Annotated in this window: 18 protein-coding genes and 5 pseudogenes; 8 read left to right on the forward strand and 15 right to left on the reverse strand. The window is 59.4% G+C overall.

Going from position 1 to position 21413, the window contains the following annotated elements; genetic code table 11:
- Positions 1-29 precede the first annotated feature (29 nt).
- The 3 genes and pseudogenes from FHX09_RS30345 to FHX09_RS29875 all read right to left on the reverse strand — a co-directional run.
- Positions 30-158 carry a hypothetical protein gene (locus tag FHX09_RS30345; RefSeq protein WP_274533069.1) on the reverse strand — a complete coding sequence of 43 codons (129 nt, stop codon included), beginning with the start codon at positions 156-158 and terminating at the stop codon, positions 30-32.
- Positions 159-304: 146 nt separating this feature from the next.
- Positions 305-673, reverse strand: a pseudogene (locus FHX09_RS29870) (IS30 family transposase); the annotation flags it as partial.
- Positions 667-834: pseudogene (locus FHX09_RS29875) on the reverse strand (glyoxalase); the annotation flags it as partial. The pseudogenes FHX09_RS29875 and FHX09_RS29870, both read right to left, overlap by 7 nt.
- Positions 835-1087: 253 nt before the next feature.
- Here FHX09_RS29875 and FHX09_RS13575 point away from each other — a divergent pair.
- Complete coding sequence (locus FHX09_RS13575; protein WP_184450183.1) at positions 1088-1315, forward strand: DUF1127 domain-containing protein; 228 nt, start codon at positions 1088-1090, stop codon at positions 1313-1315.
- 68 nt (positions 1316-1383) lie between these two features.
- Entirely contained in the window at positions 1384-2373 is a 990-nt protein-coding gene (locus FHX09_RS13580) for an alpha/beta hydrolase (protein ID WP_246699437.1), read from the forward strand.
- A gap of 116 nt (positions 2374-2489) precedes the next feature.
- On the opposite strand, the gene FHX09_RS13585 is transcribed toward FHX09_RS13580, so the two are convergent.
- From FHX09_RS13585 to FHX09_RS13630, 10 genes are all read right to left on the reverse strand, one after another.
- A complete protein-coding gene (locus FHX09_RS13585) occupies positions 2490-2726 on the reverse strand; it encodes a response regulator (RefSeq protein WP_348649169.1) in 237 nt (78 codons plus the stop codon).
- Between the two features lie 460 nt (positions 2727-3186).
- On the reverse strand, positions 3187-4851 hold the full coding sequence (locus FHX09_RS13590) for a fatty acid--CoA ligase (RefSeq protein ID WP_184450187.1): 1665 nt from the start codon (positions 4849-4851) through the stop codon (positions 3187-3189).
- A 77-nt stretch (positions 4852-4928) separates the two neighbouring features.
- Positions 4929-5870, reverse strand: coding sequence for a 3-hydroxyacyl-CoA dehydrogenase NAD-binding domain-containing protein (locus FHX09_RS13595; protein ID WP_184450189.1), 942 nt, complete (start codon positions 5868-5870; stop codon positions 4929-4931).
- A 213-nt stretch (positions 5871-6083) separates the two neighbouring features.
- Positions 6084-7052, reverse strand: coding sequence for a 3-hydroxyacyl-CoA dehydrogenase NAD-binding domain-containing protein (locus tag FHX09_RS13600; protein WP_184450191.1), 969 nt, complete (start codon positions 7050-7052; stop codon positions 6084-6086).
- 23 nt (positions 7053-7075) lie between these two features.
- On the reverse strand, positions 7076-7984 hold the full coding sequence (locus tag FHX09_RS13605; protein ID WP_184450193.1) for a 3-hydroxyacyl-CoA dehydrogenase: 909 nt from the start codon (positions 7982-7984) through the stop codon (positions 7076-7078).
- Between the two features lie 31 nt (positions 7985-8015).
- Positions 8016-8801, reverse strand: a complete 786-nt coding sequence (locus tag FHX09_RS13610; protein ID WP_184450194.1) for an enoyl-CoA hydratase-related protein — start codon at positions 8799-8801, stop codon at positions 8016-8018.
- A gap of 32 nt (positions 8802-8833) precedes the next feature.
- On the reverse strand, positions 8834-10060 hold the full coding sequence (locus FHX09_RS13615) for a CoA transferase (RefSeq protein WP_184450196.1): 1227 nt from the start codon (positions 10058-10060) through the stop codon (positions 8834-8836).
- A gap of 34 nt (positions 10061-10094) precedes the next feature.
- The gene (locus FHX09_RS13620) at positions 10095-10928 is read right to left on the reverse strand and encodes an enoyl-CoA hydratase-related protein (protein WP_184450198.1); all 834 of its coding nucleotides are present in this window, start codon (positions 10926-10928) and stop codon (positions 10095-10097) included.
- 37 nt (positions 10929-10965) lie between these two features.
- The gene (locus FHX09_RS13625) at positions 10966-12174 is read right to left on the reverse strand and encodes an acyl-CoA dehydrogenase family protein (protein WP_184450200.1); all 1209 of its coding nucleotides are present in this window, start codon (positions 12172-12174) and stop codon (positions 10966-10968) included.
- A gap of 527 nt (positions 12175-12701) precedes the next feature.
- On the reverse strand, positions 12702-12851 hold the full coding sequence (locus FHX09_RS13630; protein WP_184450202.1) for a hypothetical protein: 150 nt from the start codon (positions 12849-12851) through the stop codon (positions 12702-12704).
- Between the two features lie 74 nt (positions 12852-12925).
- On the opposite strand from FHX09_RS13630, the pseudogene FHX09_RS29880 reads away from it, so the two are divergent.
- Positions 12926-13113, forward strand: a pseudogene (locus tag FHX09_RS29880) (sulfite exporter TauE/SafE family protein); the annotation flags it as partial.
- Positions 13114-13317: 204 nt separating this feature from the next.
- Positions 13318-15049 (forward strand): annotated as a pseudogene (gene poxB, locus FHX09_RS13635) (ubiquinone-dependent pyruvate dehydrogenase).
- A gap of 88 nt (positions 15050-15137) precedes the next feature.
- Here poxB and FHX09_RS13640 read toward each other — a convergent pair.
- Positions 15138-15919, reverse strand: a pseudogene (locus FHX09_RS13640) (alpha/beta hydrolase).
- 283 nt (positions 15920-16202) lie between these two features.
- Here FHX09_RS13640 and FHX09_RS13645 point away from each other — a divergent pair.
- From FHX09_RS13645 to FHX09_RS13660, 4 genes are all read left to right on the forward strand, one after another.
- On the forward strand, positions 16203-16508 hold the full coding sequence (locus tag FHX09_RS13645) for a hypothetical protein (RefSeq protein WP_184450204.1): 306 nt from the start codon (positions 16203-16205) through the stop codon (positions 16506-16508).
- A gap of 115 nt (positions 16509-16623) precedes the next feature.
- A complete protein-coding gene (locus tag FHX09_RS13650) occupies positions 16624-19632 on the forward strand; it encodes a PAS domain S-box protein (RefSeq protein WP_184450206.1) in 3009 nt (1002 codons plus the stop codon).
- Complete coding sequence (locus FHX09_RS13655; protein WP_184450208.1) at positions 19629-20003, forward strand: response regulator; 375 nt, start codon at positions 19629-19631, stop codon at positions 20001-20003. Before FHX09_RS13650 ends, FHX09_RS13655 begins: the two co-directional genes overlap by 4 nt.
- Positions 20004-20028: 25 nt before the next feature.
- Positions 20029-20736: a response regulator gene (locus FHX09_RS13660; RefSeq protein WP_184450210.1), complete on the forward strand. Its 708-nt coding sequence runs from the start codon at positions 20029-20031 to the stop codon at positions 20734-20736.
- Positions 20737-20744: 8 nt separating this feature from the next.
- Here the strand turns inward: FHX09_RS13660 and FHX09_RS13665 are convergent, their stop codons facing one another.
- Positions 20745-21362, reverse strand: a complete 618-nt coding sequence (locus FHX09_RS13665; RefSeq protein ID WP_184450212.1) for a VOC family protein — start codon at positions 21360-21362, stop codon at positions 20745-20747.
- Between the last annotated feature and the right edge of the window lie 51 nt (positions 21363-21413).

Consider the following 21413-nt stretch of genomic DNA (forward strand, 5'->3'; position numbering starts at 1 on the left):
GCAGAACCAGCATCTTCCCGTCACTTGATTTATCCTCGGCAGTTGCGCATCTCGTAGATGCCCGGACCGGGGAGGATGGGGATCTTGCGCGAATGGTTGCCGGGGATGACCGCCCCGGCACCGGTCTGGGGAATGATCTGGTCAAGCATTGCTGTCATAAGCTTTATCGGGCGCCACAAAAGGGCCGGGCGCCCCGGCAACTGCTTTGGCACTGCCCGCGCATCCAGTCAGCACGATTACCAACGATCCAAGACCAGCAAGAGTGTGAGTTCATGCTGAAGCGCGACTTGCGGGGCTGCCCAAGCTAACCGGCGTGTCTCATCCGGGCGAGCAGTTTGTTTGCGGAAGACTTCGGCTGGCGTTCGATAGCCAAGACATTTGCGCGGCGTCGCGTTGAGGTGGTTGCAGATCTCGATCAGATCTGCGTCTGTGACCGACAGTGGATCGACCTCTCTCGAAAACCATTTCCTCGACCGTGCTGGGCGGCGCAGATTTTCAAGTCCGGGCTAAAGCGTTGACCGTGCTTGCGTCTGGCGTGTCATGGTCTGCGCCTGGCACGCTGCTCCGGCAAATCCGCCAGACCTTCATAGCGTGGCCAGTCAGCCGAGTTTGCGAACTTGTAGATCGTTTCATGGCTCACCGAGATCGGATGACGTTCCAGCCGCATGCGGCCCGGCGAAGCGCGCCTTCGACTTCGCTGGCCGACGAGAATTTGACCTCGCCACCCTGGCGGCCCTTGAGCCGCTGCGTGATCTCCTGAAGGATCCATGCGTTTCCGTCCGGATCCTTGAACGTCGCGTATGTCCTGTAGCTTCGTCTCTCCGGATCCCGTCCGAGATGAGCCTAAGCACGGCTACCGTGACTGTCGATTGTACATGGTGCCGGTGTGGCGGTCGTATAATTGGCGGGACGGCGTGGGTCGCACAATGAATCCAAGTATTAAAGAGCCCGTGGTGGCCATACCAAAGTATAGTCGATACTTTTGTCCTATGGTTTCGTCAGCATAGACCGCGCATCCTTTGCACGTTAACCGCATAGGCCAGCCATCCGGCCCCTCCCGGCGGTGCCATAAATCGAGGATAGGACAATGACCACAATCAGGATGACGTACTCGCGCAAGCGGCGATATCATCGCCCTCTGTCATTGACTGGCATTTGTTTCTCTGCCGTTTCACTGCTCGAACAGTTGATTTGGCAGAGGGAAAAGCGCCGTTCGCGCGTGGCATTACTTGCGCTCACCGATGAGCAATTGAAGGACCTCGCCCTTTCGCGGGCGGATGCCTATCGCGAGATGAAGCGCCGCTTTCAGGTTTGACGGCGCCCGATCCGCTGGAAGTCCCTTTCTACACGAAGCCCCGATTCATTCCCAATTGGAGATCCAAAATGGCCCCGGATAACGATCCTAAAACCATTTCGCGACGCGACATGCTGACAATTGGCAGTGTTGCCGCAACCGTACCGCTGCTCTCGGCCATCCCCGCTCATGCGGCCTCGAAGGCGAAGAGCGCGCCATCGCCGAAACAGAGCGGCGAAGCCATGGCGTCCGTGAAAACGGTCGACGGTATCGAGATTTTCTACAAGGACTGGGGGGCGAGAGACGCCCAGCCCCTGATGTTTCATCACGGATGGCCCCTCAGCTCGGACGACTGGGACTCGCAACTCCTGTTTTTTCTGGCGCAGGGCTTTCGCGTCATCGCCCATGACCGGCGCGGGCATGGCCGTTCGACACAAATCGGCAGCGGGCATGACATGGACCATTACGCCGCGGATGCCGCGGCCGTCGTGAGGCATCTCGATCTTAGAAACGCCGTCCACATCGGCCATTCCACCGGCGGCGGCGAGGTTGCCCGCTATGTAGCGAAGTATGGCCAGCCCGAGGGCCGCGCCGCCAAGGCTGTCCTGATCAGCGCAGTCCCGCCACTCATGGTCAAGACGGCAAACAATCCCGGCGGCATGCCGATCGAGGTCTTCGACGGTTTCCGGCAGGCCGTAGCGACCAACCGGCCGCAATTCTTCCGCGACCTGCCTTCCGGACCGTTTTACGGCTTCAACAGGCCCGGCGCGAAGGTGTCGCAGGGCATCATCGACAACTGGTGGCGCCAGGGCATGATGGGCGGCTCCAAGGCCCACTATGACGGCATAAAGGCGTTCTCGGAGACCGACCAGACCGACGACCTCAAGGCCATCACAGTGCCGATACTGGTCATGCAAGGCGACGATGATCAGGTTGTGCCCTATCAGAATGCGGCCGTGCTCCAGGCCAAGCTTCTCAAGAACAGTACGCTCAAGATCTATCCGGGCTTTTCACACGGCATGGCCACGGTCAATGCCGATGTGATCAACGCTGATCTGCTCGCGTTCATCCGCGCCTGAATTGCTTGGCCCGAAGCCGATGTAGATACGGCACAGTCCTACGGGCCGCGGTGAGGGTGAGATTGAGAATCCTTCGAGGTGCGGCCATTCCGTCCGCGCCTCCTGCCATCAGGCCTTTAGCGCCGATTCGAGGCAGTCGGCGAGAATGTCGATGTCAATGGGTTTTCGAGAAAGGCGACTGCGCCGCCGGCGATGGCCGTGCGGCGCAGTCGCTCATCCCAGCCGCCAGCCATAAAGATGAGCGGCGGATGCTTGGCATAGGTCTTCAGTGCCGTCTGCAGGCCGATGCCGCCAATGCCCGCCATTGTCATATCCGCCAACACGCAATCGACGGCGGTAAACGGCGCCTCCATGCACTTAAGTATCGGTTTATCCCGGCTTTCCTATATGTGAGCTTTCACAAGCAGAACCGATAGCGTCAGCAGCGGTCTTGACATGACAGGAATGTCACTTCGTCGTTCATGTGCGCCCGCAAGTGATTATTTCTTGAACTTGTCACGACGAGACGATGGGCCGCGTGGACGTCAATGGCTGGCTCTGGCACGAAAATATCAATGCTCATGGCCGGCTACCCCGCCGAGCAATTGGTGCTCAAGCGTGTCTCGACCACTTGCCACTAGCCCTCTGAAGAGATTGCCTTCGCCTGTCTCCTCGTCTGTGTGAAACGAGGATCGAATTGCGCGTCAAATGCCCTGATTTGTGTTTTCATGGATCGTACGACGGGCGCTGGCGAGGCGCTGACCCGCCTTGAGATCTCGAGATAGAGGCGATCTGCCCTAATATGAGCACTCATCGTTGCTCCTCCGCGGTTGCTTATGGGAGGTGCGATGGCTTGCCGTAGGTTTCCCTGAGCTTCCTCTTGTCAAACTTCCCGACACTTGTCTTGGGAAGCGAATCCACGAACAGGATTTTGTCCGGTATTCCGAACCTGGACATCAAACCGCTATCGACAAGGGACTTCAGATGCGACTTTATTTCAGTCTCGCTGAGACCGCCGCCCGTCTTTTCGTCCTTGGTCACGAGAGCCAATGGCCGTTCGCCCCATTTGTCGTCCTCAATGCCGATAACCGCTGCCTCCGATACGCCCTTGCATTGGGAAATGAAATCCTCGATCTCAAGGGATGACACCCACTCGCCGCCAGTCTTTATGACGTCCTTGATCCTGTCGACGACATGGAGATAGCCGTTCGGATCCAAAACGCCGATGTCACCGGTGTGCAAATAACCGCCAGCCCATAATTGCTCGGATGCTTCGGTGTTTTCAGTGTAGCGCTGCGTAAGCCACGGTGCACGTGCGACGATCTCGCCTTTGGTCTTGCCGTCGTGGGGGACCTCCTTCAAGCTCTGGTCGACTACACGAATGTCGACCAGAGGTGCTGAGATGCCAGCCTTGGTCCGGATATCGATCTCCTTTTCGAGATCCCCGGTCAGGTCCGCAGTCTGGACGAGTGCTGTGGTGAGCAAAGGTGCGGTCTCGGACATTCCATAGCCAGCGTACACATCGACGCCCAACGAGAGCGCTCTTTTGGCAAGCGCTCTCGGTAGCTCCGAACCTCCGATAGCCATCTTCAGGCCGGCGAGGTTGACGTTCGCCTCTGTGGCTGCATCAAGCAGCATTTGCAGGATCGTCGGCACGCCGTGTGTGAAGGTCACCCCTTCGGCCTTGATAAGCGTCAGGAGGACGGTCGGGTCATAGCGCCCCGGATACACCTGTTTGACACCGGCAAGAGTCGCCGTCCACGGAAACCCCCAGGCGTGGGAATGAAACATTGGGGTGATCGGCATATAGACGTCGTCGCGGGAGAAGCGGCCCTGTTTTGCGGCCGTGCCCGAAAAAGCTGCTTGGGCGAGTGTGTGGAGAACAAGCTGGCGGTGGCTGAAAGAAACGCCTTTCGGTAAGCCAGTTGTGCCCGTCGTGTAGAAAGTGGTGGCAAGGGTGTTTTCATCGAAGTCGGGAAAAGTGTAGTCGGACTCGGCAGCGGCCAGCAAAGCCTCGTATTCGCCGGCAAATGTCAGTCTGCCTTCTTGGGGTGTTGTCCGATCCGATACTAGGATCAATGTTCTCACTTTGGGCAGTTGTTGCCTTATGCCTTCCAGAACCGGGACAAAGTCATCATTGACCAGAATAATTGACGAGCCCGCGTGATTGATCGTGTAAGCGATCTCTTCTGCCGGCAGGCGGACATTTACGGTCTGCAAGATCGCGCCCATCATCGGAACGGCAAAGTAGGCTTCAAGGAATCGGTTACTGTCCCAGTCCAGCACGCTGACGGTGTCGCCGGCGTCGACGCCAAGCTTCGCAAGAGCGGATGCCAGCCGACCGACGCGCTCACGTAATTGCCGATAGGTGAAGCGCTTCCTGTCCCGATATACGATCACCTGATCGGGCGCCTGCTGGAGCGGTGCGTGCCATAGCTGCTTAATAAGCAATGGATACTGATATGCGGACTTGGTGCCCTCCATTAGCCTTCCTGGCATGGCATTTATCCTTTGTAACTCGATGACGGAGCGAAGGCAGGTCCGGGCATTATCGCCGAGGACGTGCGGGTCGCTTCTCAAATGGCGTTCGCGCGCAGCTCAAGGATCTCAAGCAAGCGGTCATCGCGCTCAGCCTCAAGCTCCTCAATTGTGCGCGTTCCGACTTCAGCACGAACGCTTTCGCTGAGCTTCCTTTGTACTTCCGGTGTCAGCTCTGGTGAGCCAAGGGACTTCCAAGATGCTGTCAACGGGGCTCCGAAATGTTGCAAAAAGTGCTCGATACCGCCAGGCCCGCCGCTGAGGTGGTCGAGCATCATGTTGCCCATGACGCTCCAACGTAGGCCAGGGCCGGCGGTGAGTGCGGTGTCGACGTCGGCTGCGCTCAGCGCGCCCTCGGCAACCAGATAATACGCCTCGCGTGCTAGCGCAGCCTGGAGGCGGCTTGCGACGTGGCCCGGCATTTCTTTGTTGATGCGGACCGTCTGCTTGCCCAACGACCTATAGAAGTCCTGCGCACGCCGGATCGTAGCTTCCGAGGTAAGTGGACCGCCGACGATCTCGACCAGCGGCATGAGATGCGGCGGATTGAAGGGATGGCCAATGACACATCGTTCGGGATGTATGGTTGCGCCCAATTGGATTTGGCTCATGGGGAGGCCGGAGGAACTGGACGCGATAATCACGTCTGGGGGCAACAAAGCATCGAGCTGACCGTACAGTTCCTGCTTGAAATCGAGCTGTTCAGGTCCGCTCTCCTGGACGAAGTCGACATCTTTCACAGCCTCCGCAAGGTCGCTCGTAAAGAACAGCCGCAAGGGTGAGGCGCCGGGCGTCAGCCCTAGTCTTTCGAGCGCTGGCCAGGCGGTAAGTACGAACTTCCTCAACGAGGATTCAGCGTTCAGCGAAACATCGATCGCGATGACATCGAGTCCTTTGGCCAGGAAGAGTGCCGCCCAGCTAGCACCGATCACTCCTGTTCCAATGACTGTAACCTGGCGAATAGGTTTGATATGGGACATGTGAATACTTCCTCTGTGACAGGCAAAAATTGCCGCTCAACAGGTCCAACGTGATGCCATCGCACGCGCTGTCGCGCAGCGGCGATCATCGGCGCCCTGGTCCCGACCAGCTTCTCAGGTTTGCTGTCTTCATCTACGTCGGGCGCGGCCGGCAACGTGGCTGCCTCGCCGGTAGATCCGGCGAGATCCAAGTCATGCTCATCAACCGTCGCTTCATTCCGCCGCGACAGCCGATGCAGCTCGCGCCTTAGAGACGTTCCGAAGCGCCAGGAGTCCGATAAGGGTGCGGTTTTCCTCCGCCGCAAGTTCATCGACCGATTTGCCTGCGGCTTCGGCCAGGACGCCATCGACGATCGTCTGGGCCAATGTGGGACCGAAATCGGGCGAGCCAAGATGCTTCATCGACTCGACCATTCGTGGCATCAGATGCTCCATGAAGTGCTGGATGCCGCCCTCGCCACCGCCAAGGTGCCACTGCAGGTTCGGCCCCATCACGCCCCAGCGCAAACCGGGGCCGTAGCTTACAGCATCGTCAGCGTCGGCGACGCTAAGGACACCGTCCTGGATGAGATAGGTGATCTCCTTATATAGAGCGATCTGAAGTCGGTTCGCGACATGGCCGGGCAACTCCTTTTTCAGCAGGATCGGCTTCTTGCCGATTTCCGCGTAGAAACGCATTGCTCGCGCAATAGCATCCGGCGCGGTTTTCGCGCCCGCCACCACCTCGACGAGCGGGATGATGTGGGGCGGGTTGAACGGGTGGCCGATGACGGTGCGCTCGGGATGGACGCAATCGACCTGGACACTGCTCATCGTCAGCCCAGACGAACTCGACGCGATGATCGTATCGATTGGCGCGGCCACGTCCATTTCGGCGAACAGCTTCTGCTTGAATTCGGGACGCTCGGGACCGTTCTCCTGGACGAAGTCCGCATCGACGAGTGCGGCCGACATATCGGCGGTGAAGCTGAGCCGATCTTGCGACGCGCCTGCAGCCAGGCCGATCGTCTTCAGGTCGGGCCACGCGCGGTTGATATAATCGCGCAGACGCTTTTCCGCTCCAGGCGCAGGGTCCGTCGCGACCACATCGAAGCCGCGAGCGAGATATTGCGCGGCCCAACTAGCGCCGATGACTCCGGTGCCAACGACGGCGATGCGTTTGATGGGTTTGTCGTAGGTCATGTCCGTTTCTCCAGGTTAGGAAATCAGATTATGGCGTGGGCGACGCCGGCGAGATTGCCCTGCGCGGAGAGGAGGACGCGCCGGTGCGATCCGTCGAGCTTGGCGGCGTAGAGCGAGCCGCCAAGATCAGTGAAGAACATGCGCTTTCCACGGAGGTCGAGCGCAAGACCGATCCCCTCCATCAAGTGAGTGACTAAAATCTTTGGTTGCGGATTGGTCTCGTCTATGGGGGCGCAGTTCACCGTGTTGCCGCTTGGTGGATCGCCACGGTCGGTCCAGTAAAGGACCCGATTGTCGAGATCGAGCTCCAGATCAATCGGTTCGGGAAGGTCGTCGAATAATAGCTCGATATCGGAGCGTTCGGTCGGAGTTTCGCCCGGGAGCATGTCGATACCAGCGCGGAAGATGCGGCCGACGCCGGCGTTGTCACCACCCTTTTGCGTCCAGTAAAATTTGCGTTGGACGGGGTCGACGGTAATCCCGACACACCAGCGCGACTGGTCGCGTCGATCGACGTCGCCGCGCCCGGTCTCAACCAAAGTCTCGACATTCGAGCCGTCCAAATTGGAGCGCATCACGCGCATACCCTCGCGATCGGACCAGTAGAGCTTGCCGCCAGGCTTATCGAGATGAAGCTGCTTGGGCGTGAAAGTGACGCCGGAAGGCACGATCACCTTGCGATTGCCGCCGTCGAGATCGGCGCGCTCGATCGAGCCGTCGTTGCTCTTGGGTACTCCCATGTTGGTCCAGTAGATATGACCAGCCTGGACATCAACGGCGATTCCGTCGGGATTGCGGGCGCCGGTCACGAGGACCTTGTTGTCTGAGCCGTCAGTGTTTAGCGTGTGGATCCGGCCACCGCTCAGTTCGAGCAGAAAGAGCCGGTCAGTCAGCGTGTGGATCTGTGCGGTCCGCGTTAGTTGCTCAGTCATGGGGAACTCCTTTTGTCGGTGCAACACGGTGCTATTTGGCTGCGTCTGCCGGCGGCGTGCGATTGAAATTGGGCGTGCGTTTCTCGAGAAAGGCCACAAAAGCCTCTCGCGCCTCGTCGGAGCGGACACGCTCAACAAATTCCTTCGATTCCGCCCGCGCGGCCTCGCGGTATCCGTCGAGCGCCGCTCGCTTGGTCAACCGCTTCGTTGCCATGAGGGCTCCGGCCGGCTTTGCTGCGAGCTTCTTTGCTGTCAGCGCGGCCATGGTGAAGACTTCCTCATCCCCCACGACGTGCGTCACCAAGCCCAACTCGGCGGCCCGTGCCGCCGTGAACGCCTCGGCCAGCAGGAAAAGTTCGGCCGCACGGATGTAACCTGCGAGCGCAGGGATCGAGTAGCTCGAGGCGAACTCCGGGACCAGAGCGAGATCGACGAATGGCAGGCGGAACTTTGAGCTCTCGCCGGCATAGATGATATCGCAATGGGCCAGCATCGTGGTGCCGCCACCCACCGCCGCGCCGTGGACGGCGACAACGACAGGCTTTTCGAAACCGATGAAGGCTTCGGTCAACCTGGCCTGTGGCGATCCGCCGGCCTGGGGCGGGTTCTTCTGGAAATCGCCGATGTCGTTGCCCGCGCAGAAAGAATCACCAGCTCCGTGCCAGAGCATCACACGGACGGCGTCGTTCTTATTCGCCTCGGTCAATATTTGCGCGAGACGATCATACATTGCTCCGGTAAGAGCGTTCTTCTTTTCGGGGCGATTGAGTTCCACCCGAAGAACGCCATTCGCTAATTCGGTGTTGACGTTGGTCATTACCTGCATCCTCTATTGGTGTCCTCGAACCGTCAGGCCGCGCGCTGTTCGACTGCGGACACCGCGCCGCTATCGTGCAGGCTGGCGACGGTCTTGGGGTCGAACCCGAGCTCATGAAGGATTTGGTCATTATGTTCGCCGAGAGCAGGCGCGCGCCTGGCAGGCGCCTTGTCGATGCCGTGCACCTTGATCGGGCTGCTGATGGTCTCGGTGAGCCCATCGCCAGCACCTTCCAGCGGAACAACGATCTCGTTTGCCACAAGCTGCGGATCTGCGATGACTTCCTTTGGCCCACGGACCTCGCCGAAGGTGACGTCGAGTTCGGTGAATAGTAAATGCCAGTGCGACATTGGCTTCGTCGCGAAAACTTCATCGAAGATTGCGGTCAGCGCGCTCGTGTTGGCGATAAGCTGCTCGGGATCCGTAAAGCGCGGGTCGCTCGGCAGATCGGGTCGGCCGATCGCCGCGGCCACGGGGGCGAATTGACCAGGGCGAAGGATAAGCATGAACCAGGTGCCGTCAGCAGCACGATAGACGTTCGTCGCAGCGTTGGAGGGATGCTCTCGGTCGTGCAGCGGTGGGAATGCTGCCTTGGCCAACTCGGCCTGAAGTGACACGCTCGCCGACCACACGCCTTCGGCGAGCAGCGAAGTCGTGACATAGCTGCCCTTACCCGTGCGCTCACGGCGATAGAGTGCTGTGACGATTGCCGAGTAAAGACCAACCGCGGTCGCATTGTCGCCGCTGCCGCTGACTGGCCAGGTCGGCGGCGCGCCTTCGTCCCGGGTCAAAGACAACAGACCGCTGCGGGCCCAATAGGCCGTGATGTCAAAACCCGGCAGGCCAGCATCCGGTCCCTTCTCACCGAAGCCGGTAAGATCGGCATAGATCAGCCGCGGGTTCGATTTGATAACATCATCATATTCGAGCATAAGCTTCTTGCGTGCTGCGTGCGGTGTATTGACGATCAGCACGTCGGCCCAGCCTACCAACTTGAGCAGGACCTGATGGGAAGCGGGGTTCTTGAGATCGAGTGTCAGGCTGCGTTTATTGCGGTTGGCGAGGTGCCATTGATAAGCAGCGTCCGACTTTGGCTGAAAGGGTAGCTTGTGTCCATTGCGCCACGGATCACCGTGCGGCGGCTCGACCTTTATCACGTCGGCGCCGAAATCCGACAGGATGACCGCGGCACTAGGGCCTGCGATGAAGCTCGACAGGTCGACGACCTTCAAGCCCGAAAAGATATTGTCGGTAGTCATTGGATTTCTCCTGATTGGGTAGCGGGCACCGGGCTCAACGCCCGCGGAACTGCGGCGTGCGTTTTTCGAGGAAGGCTGCGGTGCCCTCCTTCTTGTCCTCGGTCCCGGCGCTGAGACCGAAATATGCAGCCTCGATGGCGAGCCCCTCGTCCTGACCAGCCTCAAGCCCCTTGTTTATGGCGTCGAGAGCGTAACGGACCGCGATCGGGCCATTGGCTGCGATCTGGCGCAGGATTGTCTTGGCTCGGTTCATCAACTCTGACGCTGGCACAACTTCGTTGATCAGGCCGATTTGACGAGCTTCTGCGGCGTCGATCATCGAGCCGGTGAGGACGAGCTGCATCGCGCGTCCCTTGCCGACGAGTCGCGGCAGCCGCTGTGTGCCGCCGCCGCCGGGGATCAGCCCCAGCCGAACTTCGGGCTGGCCGAAGCGTGCGGCTTCGACCGCGATGCGGATTGTGCAGGCCATTGCGGTCTCACAGCCACCTCCGAGCGCAAAGCCGTTGATCGCGGCGATCACCGGCTTGCCGAGGGTTTCGATCAGATCGAGCACGCCTTGGCCAAACCGGCTTGAGGCTTCTGCCTGTACCGCGCTCAGTGTCGCAAGTTCGCCAATGTCGGCGCCGGCAATGAACGCCTTTTCGCCAGCCCCCGTGAGAATGACGCCACGGATGGCAAGATCATCCCGGGCGTCTTCGAAAGCGCTGCGCAAATCAGACCATGTGGCACCGTTAAGGGAGTTGAGAACTTGCGGACGGTTGACGGTCACGTACGCGATGCCGTCTTCTTTTTGGTAGATCAGGTTGCTAAGTTCCAGGGCGTAGGGACGAGCGTCCTCGGCCCGGGGTGACACCGAGAGCGTAACCATATCAAATCTCCTGTGAATGTTCGGGTGTGGAGCGCGCTCAGACGAACGCGCTGAACCCCGTAGCAGCCTTGGCGACGATCAGATTCTGCATCTGGAACGTGCCCTCGTAGGAATAGAGTGCCTCGGCATCCGAGAAGAGGCGGCCGACGTTGAAGTCGACGATGATGCCGTTGCCGCCATGCACCTCGCGTGCCCAGGCGACGGTCTCGCGCATCCGCTGGGTCGCGAAGGCCTTTGCCATTGAGGCATGCTTGTCCTCGAGCCTGCCCGAAGCCTCGATTTCGGCCAGTCGCAGCATCATGGACTGGCACGCGGTGAGGTTGGCATACATCTTCGCTATCAGGTCCTGGACCATCTGGAACGATGCGATCGGCTTGCCGAACTGCAAGCGCTGCTGCGTATATTTCACGGCGGCCTCAAAGGCGCCCATCTGCAGCCCTGTCGCCATCCAACCCACGCCCGAGCGTGTTTCGCGCAGGACATAGGCGGTGTCGCGGAATGTGTTCGCCTTCTGGAGCCTGTTCGCTTCAGGAATACGGCAATCCTTCATCGTTATGTGACCGTTCTGAACGACCTTCAGCGCCATTTTGTTTTCGATCTTCTCTACGCTGAAACCCGGGGTCGTCTTATTCTCGACGATGAAGCCCTTCACCTGGTTGTCATCGATATCCCGCGCCCAAATAATTGAGATGTCGCACCAGGTGGCATTGCCGATCCACTTTTTTTCTCCGTTGAGAATCCAGGTGTCGCCGTCGCGTTTTGCCGTCGTCAGCAGACCGCCGCCGGTTCCCGAACCGACCAGTGGTTCGGTCAGGCCGAAGCAGCCGATCTTGTCGAACGCCGTCATGGCCGGCAACCACTTTTCTTTCTGCTCCTCCGAGCCCAACAATGCGATCGAGCCCATCGACAGGCCGGTATGGACGCCGAAGAAGGTCGCGAAGGACGGATCGATACGGGTCATTTCCATAATCAGCATGCCGATGAGATGAGGGGTCGCGGTACCGCGGCCGATGCCGACGCCACCGACGTCGAGCTGCTTCAACGCTGGGAGCAGCTCGAACGGGAACGCATCCCGGACCCAATAATCGTTGATGATCGGCGCTACCTTCTCTTCCATGAAGGCACGGACCTTCATGAGAATCTCGTATTCGTCTGCCTTGAGCGTATGCTCAATGTCATAGAAATCGCCATTCGCTACCGGAAGTGGCTTGGGAGTAGAAGGCTTGAGAGAGAGGGCGTTGGTCATATCATGATCCCTTTCGGTTGCTTTCAGGAAACGACACTAGAAAAACCTTTGCATGAGTGCGTCGCTTGACTTGAAAGTAATACGCGGGATTTGAGAGGCAACTACACTTTGGTATCCATAATAAAACCTCCGCTATCGATACCAAGGTGTCAGTTTTACTCGGAACAATAGTCCCCTATAGTTGCGCCCTTCGGAGGTGGGCCGCGATAATCGGGAGCATCCTCCTCGCCTCGCGGGCAATTAGTGCGGCCTATGGCGTTCCGCGATCTCGGAACAAAACTTTGTATGATGTGCTGTCGAAACAGCCGCGCAATCCGTGGCAGCCCGTCAAGACATTGGTGTCATCGGACCGATCGGGCGATTGGAAAACTCTCCACGACATCAGGACGTGCTTGAGCGCGAATGACACAGACTCGCAATCCGGCTGGCGTCATTCAGGGTTCGCAAACCGCTGTGAAGTTCAGTCGGACAGGATTTCCGATCTTGCCATAGGACCTCGCCGTTATGCAGCCCGAGATAAACATCTGTCACTGGTCTGCCCTCGATATGGCGACGGTCGTTGATGAGGAGAGGTTCTTGTGGAGCGTGTGGTAGGCTCGCAAGGGTGCTGCACAGGATTCCTCCGCGTGTGAGACCTTGAAGATGGCAAGCGTTCCATCGCCGATCAGCTTTCGCATATTACCGCCTGCTTCAAACGCGGACGTGATCACCGCCTCGCTATAGTAATTCAGAAGCGGTTTCGTTCGGCCCGGTGCGGCCGGAAGGCGCCGACCTGGTGCTAATGGCCATATGCTTGCTCCGATTCCGAGTGGTGTCGGAATGGGCTGGCGACTTCATGGACTTCTCGATCAACGCCAGATCTTCCGCGCATGCGACGTACTGCTTGCGGTGACTGCTGTGAAGCTTCTGTGGGACGGTTTCGCCGGGTATCTGGCTTGATTGTCCCGGGTATAAGTGAAATCAAGAACAAATGGCATCGCGGGCATATGGTGCGGAAGATGGATGCACGTACGATCGTCGATCTGGTGGCGATGTCCACGAAACTCCTAAGTTCCAAACAGACTGACCGTCGCCGGCCTTGCCCGCTTGATTCGGTCGCCAGTTGAAACCCAGTCAATACCAAAGCACGACAAGGAGACTGCAATGGCACGAAAGGCAGCAGACATCATCACCGAGGTCCTGCATTCCGTCGGCGTCCATCGTATCTACGGCGTCGTTGGAGATAGCCTGAATGGCATCACCGAATCCATGCGCCGACGCGGCGACATCGACTGGATTCATGTGCGGCACGAAGAGACGGCGGCGTTTGCCGCGGGAGCGGAGGCTCATCTTACCGGAGAGCTTGCCGTGTGCGCGGGAAGTTGCGGTCCCGGAAACCTTCATCTGATCAACGGCCTCTTCGACGCCCATCGTTCCCGAGTACCGGTCCTGGCGATCGCGGCACAGATTCCTTCGGTCGAAATCGGACGCGGGTACTTTCAGGAGACGCATCCCGATCAACTTTTCAGAGAGTGCAGCCACTACTGCGAACTCGTTTCCAATTCCGCCCAGCTTCCCGGCGTGATCGAGACCGCGGTTCGGACTGCGATTTCCAAGCGCGGCGTCGCCGTGGTGGTCATTCCGGGGGACATCGCGCTTGCCGATTACGCCGCTCCAATCTCCAATCCGGCGGGAATCCGGATACCTGAGCCGGTAATACTTCCGCAGGATGCGGATCTGGACAGGCTCGCAAGTGTGCTGGCCGAGAGCGAGCGCACCACGCTCCTATGCGGGCGAGGATGCGAGGGCGCACACGATGAGGTGGTGGCGCTGGCCGAACGTCTGAAGGCTCCGGTCGTTCACGCGCTCGGCGGCAAGGAGCATGTCGAGTGGGAAAATCCGTTCGACGTCGGCATGACCGGACTCATTGGCTTTTCTTCCGGATACGATGCGATGCTCACCTGCGATGCCTTGCTGATGCTCGGGACGGATTTTCCATATCGGCAGTTCTATCCGACTGGCGTCAAAATTATCCAAATCGATCTCCGGGCTGAAAATCTGGGGAGAAGGGCACCGTTGACGATGGGCCTGGTCGGCGATGTAAAGGCGACGCTGTCAGCGCTACTTCCCAAACTCGAACCGAAGTCCGATGGGGTCCACCTGGCGACAAGCCTGTCCAATTATATAAAGGCTCGCGAAGGACTTGACGATCTCGCAACCGGCACGCCGGGCCGCAAGCCGATTCATCCGCAATATCTCGCCAAGTTGGTGAGCGAACTCGCTTCCGACGACGCGGTATTCACGTTCGACGTGGGTACGCCGACGGTATGGGCCGCACGCTATCTGAAGATGAATGGTCGGCGCAGAATGATAGGTTCCCTGGTGCATGGGTCGATGGCGAATGCATTGCCGCAGGCAATAGGCGCGCAGGCTGCCTTTCCCAGACAGGCAAGTCATCAGTCTCTCAGGCGACGGAGGCTTCGCCATGCTGATGGGCGATTTTCTTACGCTCGCTCAGCAGAACCTTCCGGTGAAGATCGTCATCTTCAACAACTCCGTACTGGGCTTCGTTGCACTTGAGATGAAGGCGTCCGGCCTCCTGGAGACGGGTACCAGCCTTAAAAATCCCGATTTTGCAGCGATGGCGAATGCCGTCGGCGTTCACGCGCGCCGAGTGGAGGACCCGGCTGAGTTGGAAGGGGCGCTCGCGGATGTTCTTGCGCATGACGGCCCGGCACTGCTCGATGTCGTCACCAATCCGGAAGAGCTGTCGATGCCGCCGAAGATTGAGGCCCTACAGGTCAAAGGATTCAGCCTTTGGGCTTTGAAGGCCGTAATGAACGGCAAGGGCAATCAATTGCTTGATCTGACCGTATCGAATTTCCTCCGTCGATGAGTATGCTCCCGAATGATCGGCGGCCAGGGAAACAACCCTTGGCCGCCGATCATTGTTTTAGTTCCGCGAACCGACGTCCGGAAGTGCACTACTGGGCGGATGCCGCCTCTTCGATGATCTTGGCCACGGCCTTGGGATGGGAAACCATCACGACGTGCGAGGCGCCCTTGACGACTTCGGTTTCACGCGCGTTCGCGCGCTCGGCCATGAATGCCAAGGCCTTCGGTGGGATCGCCGTGTCATGGTCGCCATAGACGAACCAGGATGGAATTGTTTTCCAGGCGGCCTCGCTTGCGGCCTCGCCGAATGCGATGTCTGTGATCGGCCGCTGGGTGACCGAAGCCAGCTTCGCCGCCGCTGCTGGGAGATCTGGCGCAAAGGCCTCCCGGAACTTGTCCTGCTTGACATAGAGATCGTGACCTCCCGCTGCGAGCGGAACCTGCATCAATGCCGGGCCGAGTACGCTCCCTGGAAACTTGTTATCGAGGGCGCCAGCGTTCTCGCCAGCCTCAGGTGCGAAGGCAGCGACGTAGACCAAAGCCTTCACATTCTTCTCCCCGTTTGCTGCATTGCTGATCACCATGCCGCCATAAGAATGGCCGACCAGCACTATAGGGGTCTTGATGGTGTCGAGGAGAGCCCGTACGCCATCGGCATCGCTTTTCACGCTGCGCAGGGCGTTGGGGGTGGCGACGACGGGATAGCCGTCCTTCTCAAGGTCGCGATAACGCCATTCCAGCTCGACGAGTCTGCAAAGGCACCGTGCACAAGCACGATTGTTGGCTTGGCGGACTCTGCCGCCGCAGCCGTGCCCGCCAGTAGCAGGCCAGCCACTATTGTGGTGTGTGTGAACTGTCCGGGCACGTGCATGCCTCTCGGCGCTCTGTTGAACTGATCGGCCTACGTATGAAGTCGTCCGGAAAATCTCAGTGCCTTTGAGCCTCAAGAGAATGTCTTCTGCGCCGCGAAAAGAAAATGATACCTAGGTCTCGCCGAAACCTACGTATCGCGCCGCGCGCTCTAGCATCCGAAGACCACACTTAGTGCCGACGGTTTCGAAAGTCGTTCCCCTGAGATTGATACCTAAGGATGCGTTGCGAGCCACCTGTGCGAGGCTTAGGTGGGGGCAAGCTAATTACCTTCGGTACACGAGATGAAAATTTCAGAACTATCCTCGACGCATGACGTGCGCTCGTTGAAGGGCTCGGCAAGACCAACGCGCCTTGTAGCACCCGCCAACTCCAATATTCCCAGCCCGGCTCCCGCCCATGAGCCTGAGCATCAGTCGACAGGATCCGCTTCTTCGGACGACCTGGAGCCGTCCGTCATAACGTCCGTCGCTGTCGTCGTGCTAAGCACTGTGTTCATCATCCTGGCGATGACGGTGATTTTCGATCCCGATCGATCGGGAGAGCTCGGCGACATGATTTCGAGCCTGCAATTCAGACTGACGATGTGACGGTGCGCGTTGGCCCGCCCATCTCCTCACGACCTTCAGGCGTTTTTCACACCATGGTATCATGGACATCGGAGTTGGCCCCTCCTAGGCTTCTCCCAGACCTGAAGGGTACGTCATGGGGACCGATCAGACAGACATACTCGATGCACTCCCTGCCATGATCCTGTCGACGGATATGAATGGCGAGATCAAGTTCGTAAATCGACGATGGTTGCAATCGGTCGGTTTCTCCGGCACCCACGAAACGCGTTTCGAATGGCGGGATCTTATCGACCCTCGCGATCTCTCGAAGTTTCTCGAAGCATGGCAATCGATCCGGGCGTCCCAGAAGTCAGGCGAAGTGGAAGTGCGCATGCGAGACCTAAACGGCGACTATCGCTCTCATCTTTTCCAGGTCAGTCCCGCCGAGGGCAGGAAAGGTCGTGGGTGGCATGTCGTGGCGACAGATGTCGAAAACCTTCGACACGCGGAGGAAGGGCTGCGGCGAAAGACGTTCGAGTTCCACGGCATGGTGAACGCCATCTCCCTCCCACTGGCAGTAACGACGCCGGAAGGCGAGGTGGAAGCGCTCAACCAACCTGCCCTGGAATATTTCGGAAAGACGCTGGAAGAACTCAAGGGCTGGAAGGCATCGGATGTTGTCCATCCGGATGATCTTGAGCCCACGATTGCCGCGCAAATGGAAGCGCATAGGCTGGGCGCCTCCTACAACGTCGAAAGCCGACACAGACGCGTCGATGGCGTCTATCGCTGGCACAACGTGCTCGGCATGCCTCTTCGCGATCAGGACGGCCAGATACTCCGCTGGCTTCATCTATTGATCGACATCGAGGAGAAAAAATGCGCCGAGCATGCCCTGGCGGTTCGAGAGCGCGAGTCCCGTCACATCCTCGACAGTATTCCGGCGCGGGTCGGTGTCTACGACATCGACGGTAATCTCGTGGCCGCAAACAAGCAGGCCAGCGAACTCAGTTGGATCCCCGATAAACTCGACTGGCGGGAACTTTGCCATCCCGACGACGTCGAACGCTGCGAGAGTCGGTGGGGAGCCAGCTTGAAGTCGGGAACGCCCTTCGCGTGCGAATACCGCGCCCGCGTTTCCGACGGATCCTACAGGTGGCACCTCGGTCGCCGCGTTCCTATGCGGGACGAAAACGGTACGATCGTCCGGTGGTATGGCGTCAGCTACGACATCGAGGATCTGAAGAGGGCTGAATGCGCTCTGCAGGAGAGCGAACGAAACCTTCAGGTCACTATCGACACGATCCCGGCGCTCGCCTGGTCTGCGCGGACTGATGGCACTGCCGAGTTTCTCAGCAAGCACTATCTCGACTATCTGGGACTGTCTTCGGAACAGGCTGTCGGCTGGGGCTGGGCTTCCGCGGTCTATCCGGATGATTTCGAGCGTCTGCAGGCGATCTGGCAGGAAGCCCTCGCGTCCGGCCGCGCGGCTGAGGCCGAGGCGCGCCTGCGCCGCTTCGATGGCGAGTTCCGCTGGTTCCTCTTCCGGGTCAGTCCGCTGAAGAATGCCAGCGGCGAGGTCGTCAAATGGTACGGGGTCAACACCGACATCGAGGATCGCAAGCGAAGCGATGAGACATATCGCACGATCGTGGAAACCACGCCGGAGTGCGTCAAGCTGATCGCCCGTGATGGCACGGTGCTTCAGGTCAATGCGGCGGGGGCCGGGATGGCGGGCGTGCAGCACTCCGGCCAGGTGATCGGTTTGAACTTCTTCGACTTTGTCGCCCCCGAGCATCGCGACAGGTATCGGGAGTTCCATGAACAAATCTGCTCCGGGACGCGGGGCGGCCTCGAGTTCGACCTCGTCAACGCTCTGGGCGCGCGCCGTCATATGGAAACCCATGCCGCCCCCCTGCGGCACGTAGACGGCTCCGTCGTCCAACTCGGCGTGACGCGGGACATCACCGAGCGCAGGGAAGCGCAGGATCGTCTGCGACGAAGCGAGGCTTTCCTGATGGAAGGCCAGCATCTTGCTCGAATGGGCAATTTCTCATGGAACGCGGCGAGCGGCGAGATCGTCTGGTCCGAGCAGCTCTATCGCATTTTCGAGATCGAGCCAGGATCGGTCGTATCGCTCGACCAAATCGCAGCCCGGATCCATCCCGAGGATCTCCCGCACCTTGTCGCAATGGTGCAGCAGATGGAGCACGGACGAGGCGACTTCGAGTACCAGCTTCGGATCCTTGTCGACGACGAGGATGTCAAGTACGTCCATCTCATTGCTCATCGCGATCAGGAGGACAAGGACGTCTATATCGGCGCGGTCCTGGATGAGACACAGCGCCGTCATTCCGAGGACGCGCTGGAAAACCTGAGGTCGGAGCTGGCACAGGTCAGTCGATTTGTCAGCCTCGGCACGCTGACGGCTTCGATCGCCCACGAAGTCAATCAGCCGCTGGCAGGCATCGTCACCAATGCGGGGACCTGTCTTCGCATGCTTGCCGCCGATCCGCCAAAGATCGAGCGCGCGCAGGAAACGGCGCGGCGAACCATACGAGACGGCAAGCGGGCGGCAGAGGTCATCGCCCGGCTGCGATCGCTCTTCAGCAACCGCGAGGCGGCCACGGAGCCGACGGACCTGAACGATGCCGTGCGCGAGGTGATCGCGCTTTCCTCGAACGATCTGCAGCGCAATCAGGTAATACTGCGGACCGAGCTGTCCGACGAACTCCCCCTTGTGGAGGGAGATCGAGTTCAACTGCAGCAAGTCGTCATGAACCTTCTTCGCAATGCCGTCGATGCGATGGCGAATGTGACCGGGCGCAAGAGGACGGCAATTCTGCGAACGAGCCTGAGGGAGGATGGCACCGTTCGATTTTCCGTCACTGATTCCGGCATCGGCCTTGGTAACGGCGGGGCGGAGAAGCTGTTCCAGGCATTCTATACGACGAAGAGCGACGGCATGGGGATCGGGCTGTCGGTAAGCCGTTCGATCATTGAGAGCCACAAGGGACGGCTATGGGCCGAACCCAATAACGGGGTCGGCGCCACCTTCGCCTTCGTGGTTCCCGCCTCTATCGGGGAAGCGGTATCGCTCGAACCACCCATGTCGGCGAAGAATGGGGGATACGAAATCCGAAAAGCAGCAGGTAACCCATGAGCATTGTCCTCCCTCTCGTTTCGATCGTTGACGACGACGAGTCCGTCAGAGAGTCGCTCCCCGATCTGGTTTCGGAACTGGGCTTTGCCGTGGAAGCGTTCTCGTCGGCGGAAGAGTTTCTCGCGTCGGGTCACGTCGAGAGGACGGAATGCCTCATTCTTGATATCATCATGCCTGGAATGTCAGGGCCGGATCTGAAGCAGGAACTTGCACGTCGGGGTCAGACGATCCCGACCATATTCATCACGGCGGTCAAGGACGACCGGGTGCGGCCCCGCCTCATCGAGCAGGGCGCGGTCGAGTGCCTCTTCAAGCCGTTCACCGACGACGTGCTCCAGGATGCTTTGAACCTGGCGCTCCGGTTGGGATAGGGCGCCAGGCAGGGAGGAGATTGCCATGCATATCAACCCGTCCATATCACAGGACGACCTGAAGGGAACAACGGCGGCGGACCCGCAGACGCCAATCGTGTTTGTCGTTGATGATGATGTTTCCGTGCGGGAAGCACTCGAGCTGCTTATCGACTCCGCGGGCTGGATCGCACAGACGTACGCTTCCGCGGCCGAGTTCCTCGCCGCGAGTCGGCCCGGCTGTCCGAACTGCATGATCCTTGACGTGAACCTTCCGGATCTGAATGGTCTGGATCTCCAGAACCTCATCTCCGATGACCGCCGCGAGATGCCGATCATCTTTGTGACCGGACAGGGCGACATTCCGATGTCGGTGAAGGCGATGAAAGCCGGGGCGGTCGAATTCCTGACGAAGCCGTTTGAAGAGAGCGACTTGCTGAACGCGGTCGAAGACGCGCTCCGCCGAAGCAGGGAGGCGCTTGCCCTTGAGTCCGACATGGAAGCGCTACGCGCGCGGCATGCGAGCTTGAGCCGAAGGGAACGGCAGGTGCTTGCGCTTGTGGTTTCGGGCCTGATGAACAAGCAGGTCGCCTACGAGCTCGGGATAAGCATGGTGACGGTGAAGACCCACAGGGGCAAAGTCATGGAGAAGATGCAGGCGAGGTCGTTTGCAGACCTGGTCAACATTGCAGGCAAACTTGGGATCGGACGGGAGCCGACAGCGGCTCCCGAGAGGTTGTCGTCCGCTCGCTGAAAACGCGTTCACCGTGGAAGCGGTTTTCCGGAATGCTCGGCGGCGATGTGTTCGGCGTACCATCTCGGCCAATCCTCGTCGTGCTTTCCGGTGATCTTCTCATGTTCGCCATGCGCGGCCGCGGCCCGGCGAAGCGCGCCTTCGACTTCGCTGGCCGACGAGAATTTGACCTCGCCACCCTGGCGGCCCTCGAGCCGCTGCGTGATCTCCTGAAGGATCCATGCGTTTCCGTCCGGATCCTTGAACGTCGCGTATGTCCTGTAGCTTCGTCTCTCCGGATCCCGTCCCTTGATTGCGGGCTGGCCGGGACCGGACCGGTGAAAGATGTCGCTGACATCGGCCCCGCGGCCGACAAGATCGGCGCGAGCCGCTTCGATGTCGTCGACGACGAGATAGAGGCCGGACGCAGAACCTGGGACCGTGTTGGTGATGCCGACGCCGAAATGAATGGAAGCAGGCGAGCCGGGCGGTGTGAACTGGACCACCCTGAACTCGTCGCCGACAGGAAAATCTGCATCGAGTCTCCAGCCGAGGTCCGCATAGAAGCGCTTCGAACGGTCGACGTCCGCGACCGGGATGGCGACCACTTCGAGCTTGAGGTCGACTTGTTTCGTGGGGCTACTCACGTCTGTCTCCTTGTTTCATATTCGTCAGCGTCAGCACCGGCGTGTCGAGCC

This window comes from Rhizobium sp. BK538 (assembly GCF_014197575.1).
Lineage (GTDB): Bacteria > Pseudomonadota > Alphaproteobacteria > Rhizobiales > Rhizobiaceae > Rhizobium.

What these genes read in the sequence shown, in the direction of transcription:
- FHX09_RS30345 (WP_274533069.1), bottom strand. Translation starts at nt 158, where the DNA reads ATGACAGCAATGCTTGACCAGATCATTCCCCAGACCGGTGCCGGGGCG.
- FHX09_RS13575 (WP_184450183.1), top strand. Translation starts at nt 1,088, where the DNA reads ATGACCACAATCAGGATGACGTACTCGCGCAAGCGGCGATATCATCGC.
- FHX09_RS13580 (WP_246699437.1), top strand. Translation starts at nt 1,384, where the DNA reads ATGGCCCCGGATAACGATCCTAAAACCATTTCGCGACGCGACATGCTG.
- FHX09_RS13585 (WP_348649169.1), bottom strand. Translation starts at nt 2,726, where the DNA reads ATGGAGGCGCCGTTTACCGCCGTCGATTGCGTGTTGGCGGATATGACA.
- FHX09_RS13590 (WP_184450187.1), bottom strand. Translation starts at nt 4,851, where the DNA reads ATGCCAGGAAGGCTAATGGAGGGCACCAAGTCCGCATATCAGTATCCA.
- FHX09_RS13595 (WP_184450189.1), bottom strand. Translation starts at nt 5,870, where the DNA reads ATGTCCCATATCAAACCTATTCGCCAGGTTACAGTCATTGGAACAGGA.
- FHX09_RS13600 (WP_184450191.1), bottom strand. Translation starts at nt 7,052, where the DNA reads ATGACCTACGACAAACCCATCAAACGCATCGCCGTCGTTGGCACCGGA.
- FHX09_RS13605 (WP_184450193.1), bottom strand. Translation starts at nt 7,984, where the DNA reads ATGACTGAGCAACTAACGCGGACCGCACAGATCCACACGCTGACTGAC.
- FHX09_RS13610 (WP_184450194.1), bottom strand. Translation starts at nt 8,801, where the DNA reads ATGACCAACGTCAACACCGAATTAGCGAATGGCGTTCTTCGGGTGGAA.
- FHX09_RS13615 (WP_184450196.1), bottom strand. Translation starts at nt 10,060, where the DNA reads ATGACTACCGACAATATCTTTTCGGGCTTGAAGGTCGTCGACCTGTCG.
- FHX09_RS13620 (WP_184450198.1), bottom strand. Translation starts at nt 10,928, where the DNA reads ATGGTTACGCTCTCGGTGTCACCCCGGGCCGAGGACGCTCGTCCCTAC.
- FHX09_RS13625 (WP_184450200.1), bottom strand. Translation starts at nt 12,174, where the DNA reads ATGACCAACGCCCTCTCTCTCAAGCCTTCTACTCCCAAGCCACTTCCG.
- FHX09_RS13630 (WP_184450202.1), bottom strand. Translation starts at nt 12,851, where the DNA reads ATGCGAAAGCTGATCGGCGATGGAACGCTTGCCATCTTCAAGGTCTCA.
- FHX09_RS13645 (WP_184450204.1), top strand. Translation starts at nt 16,203, where the DNA reads ATGAAAATTTCAGAACTATCCTCGACGCATGACGTGCGCTCGTTGAAG.
- FHX09_RS13650 (WP_184450206.1), top strand. Translation starts at nt 16,624, where the DNA reads ATGGGGACCGATCAGACAGACATACTCGATGCACTCCCTGCCATGATC.
- FHX09_RS13655 (WP_184450208.1), top strand. Translation starts at nt 19,629, where the DNA reads ATGAGCATTGTCCTCCCTCTCGTTTCGATCGTTGACGACGACGAGTCC.
- FHX09_RS13660 (WP_184450210.1), top strand. Translation starts at nt 20,029, where the DNA reads ATGCATATCAACCCGTCCATATCACAGGACGACCTGAAGGGAACAACG.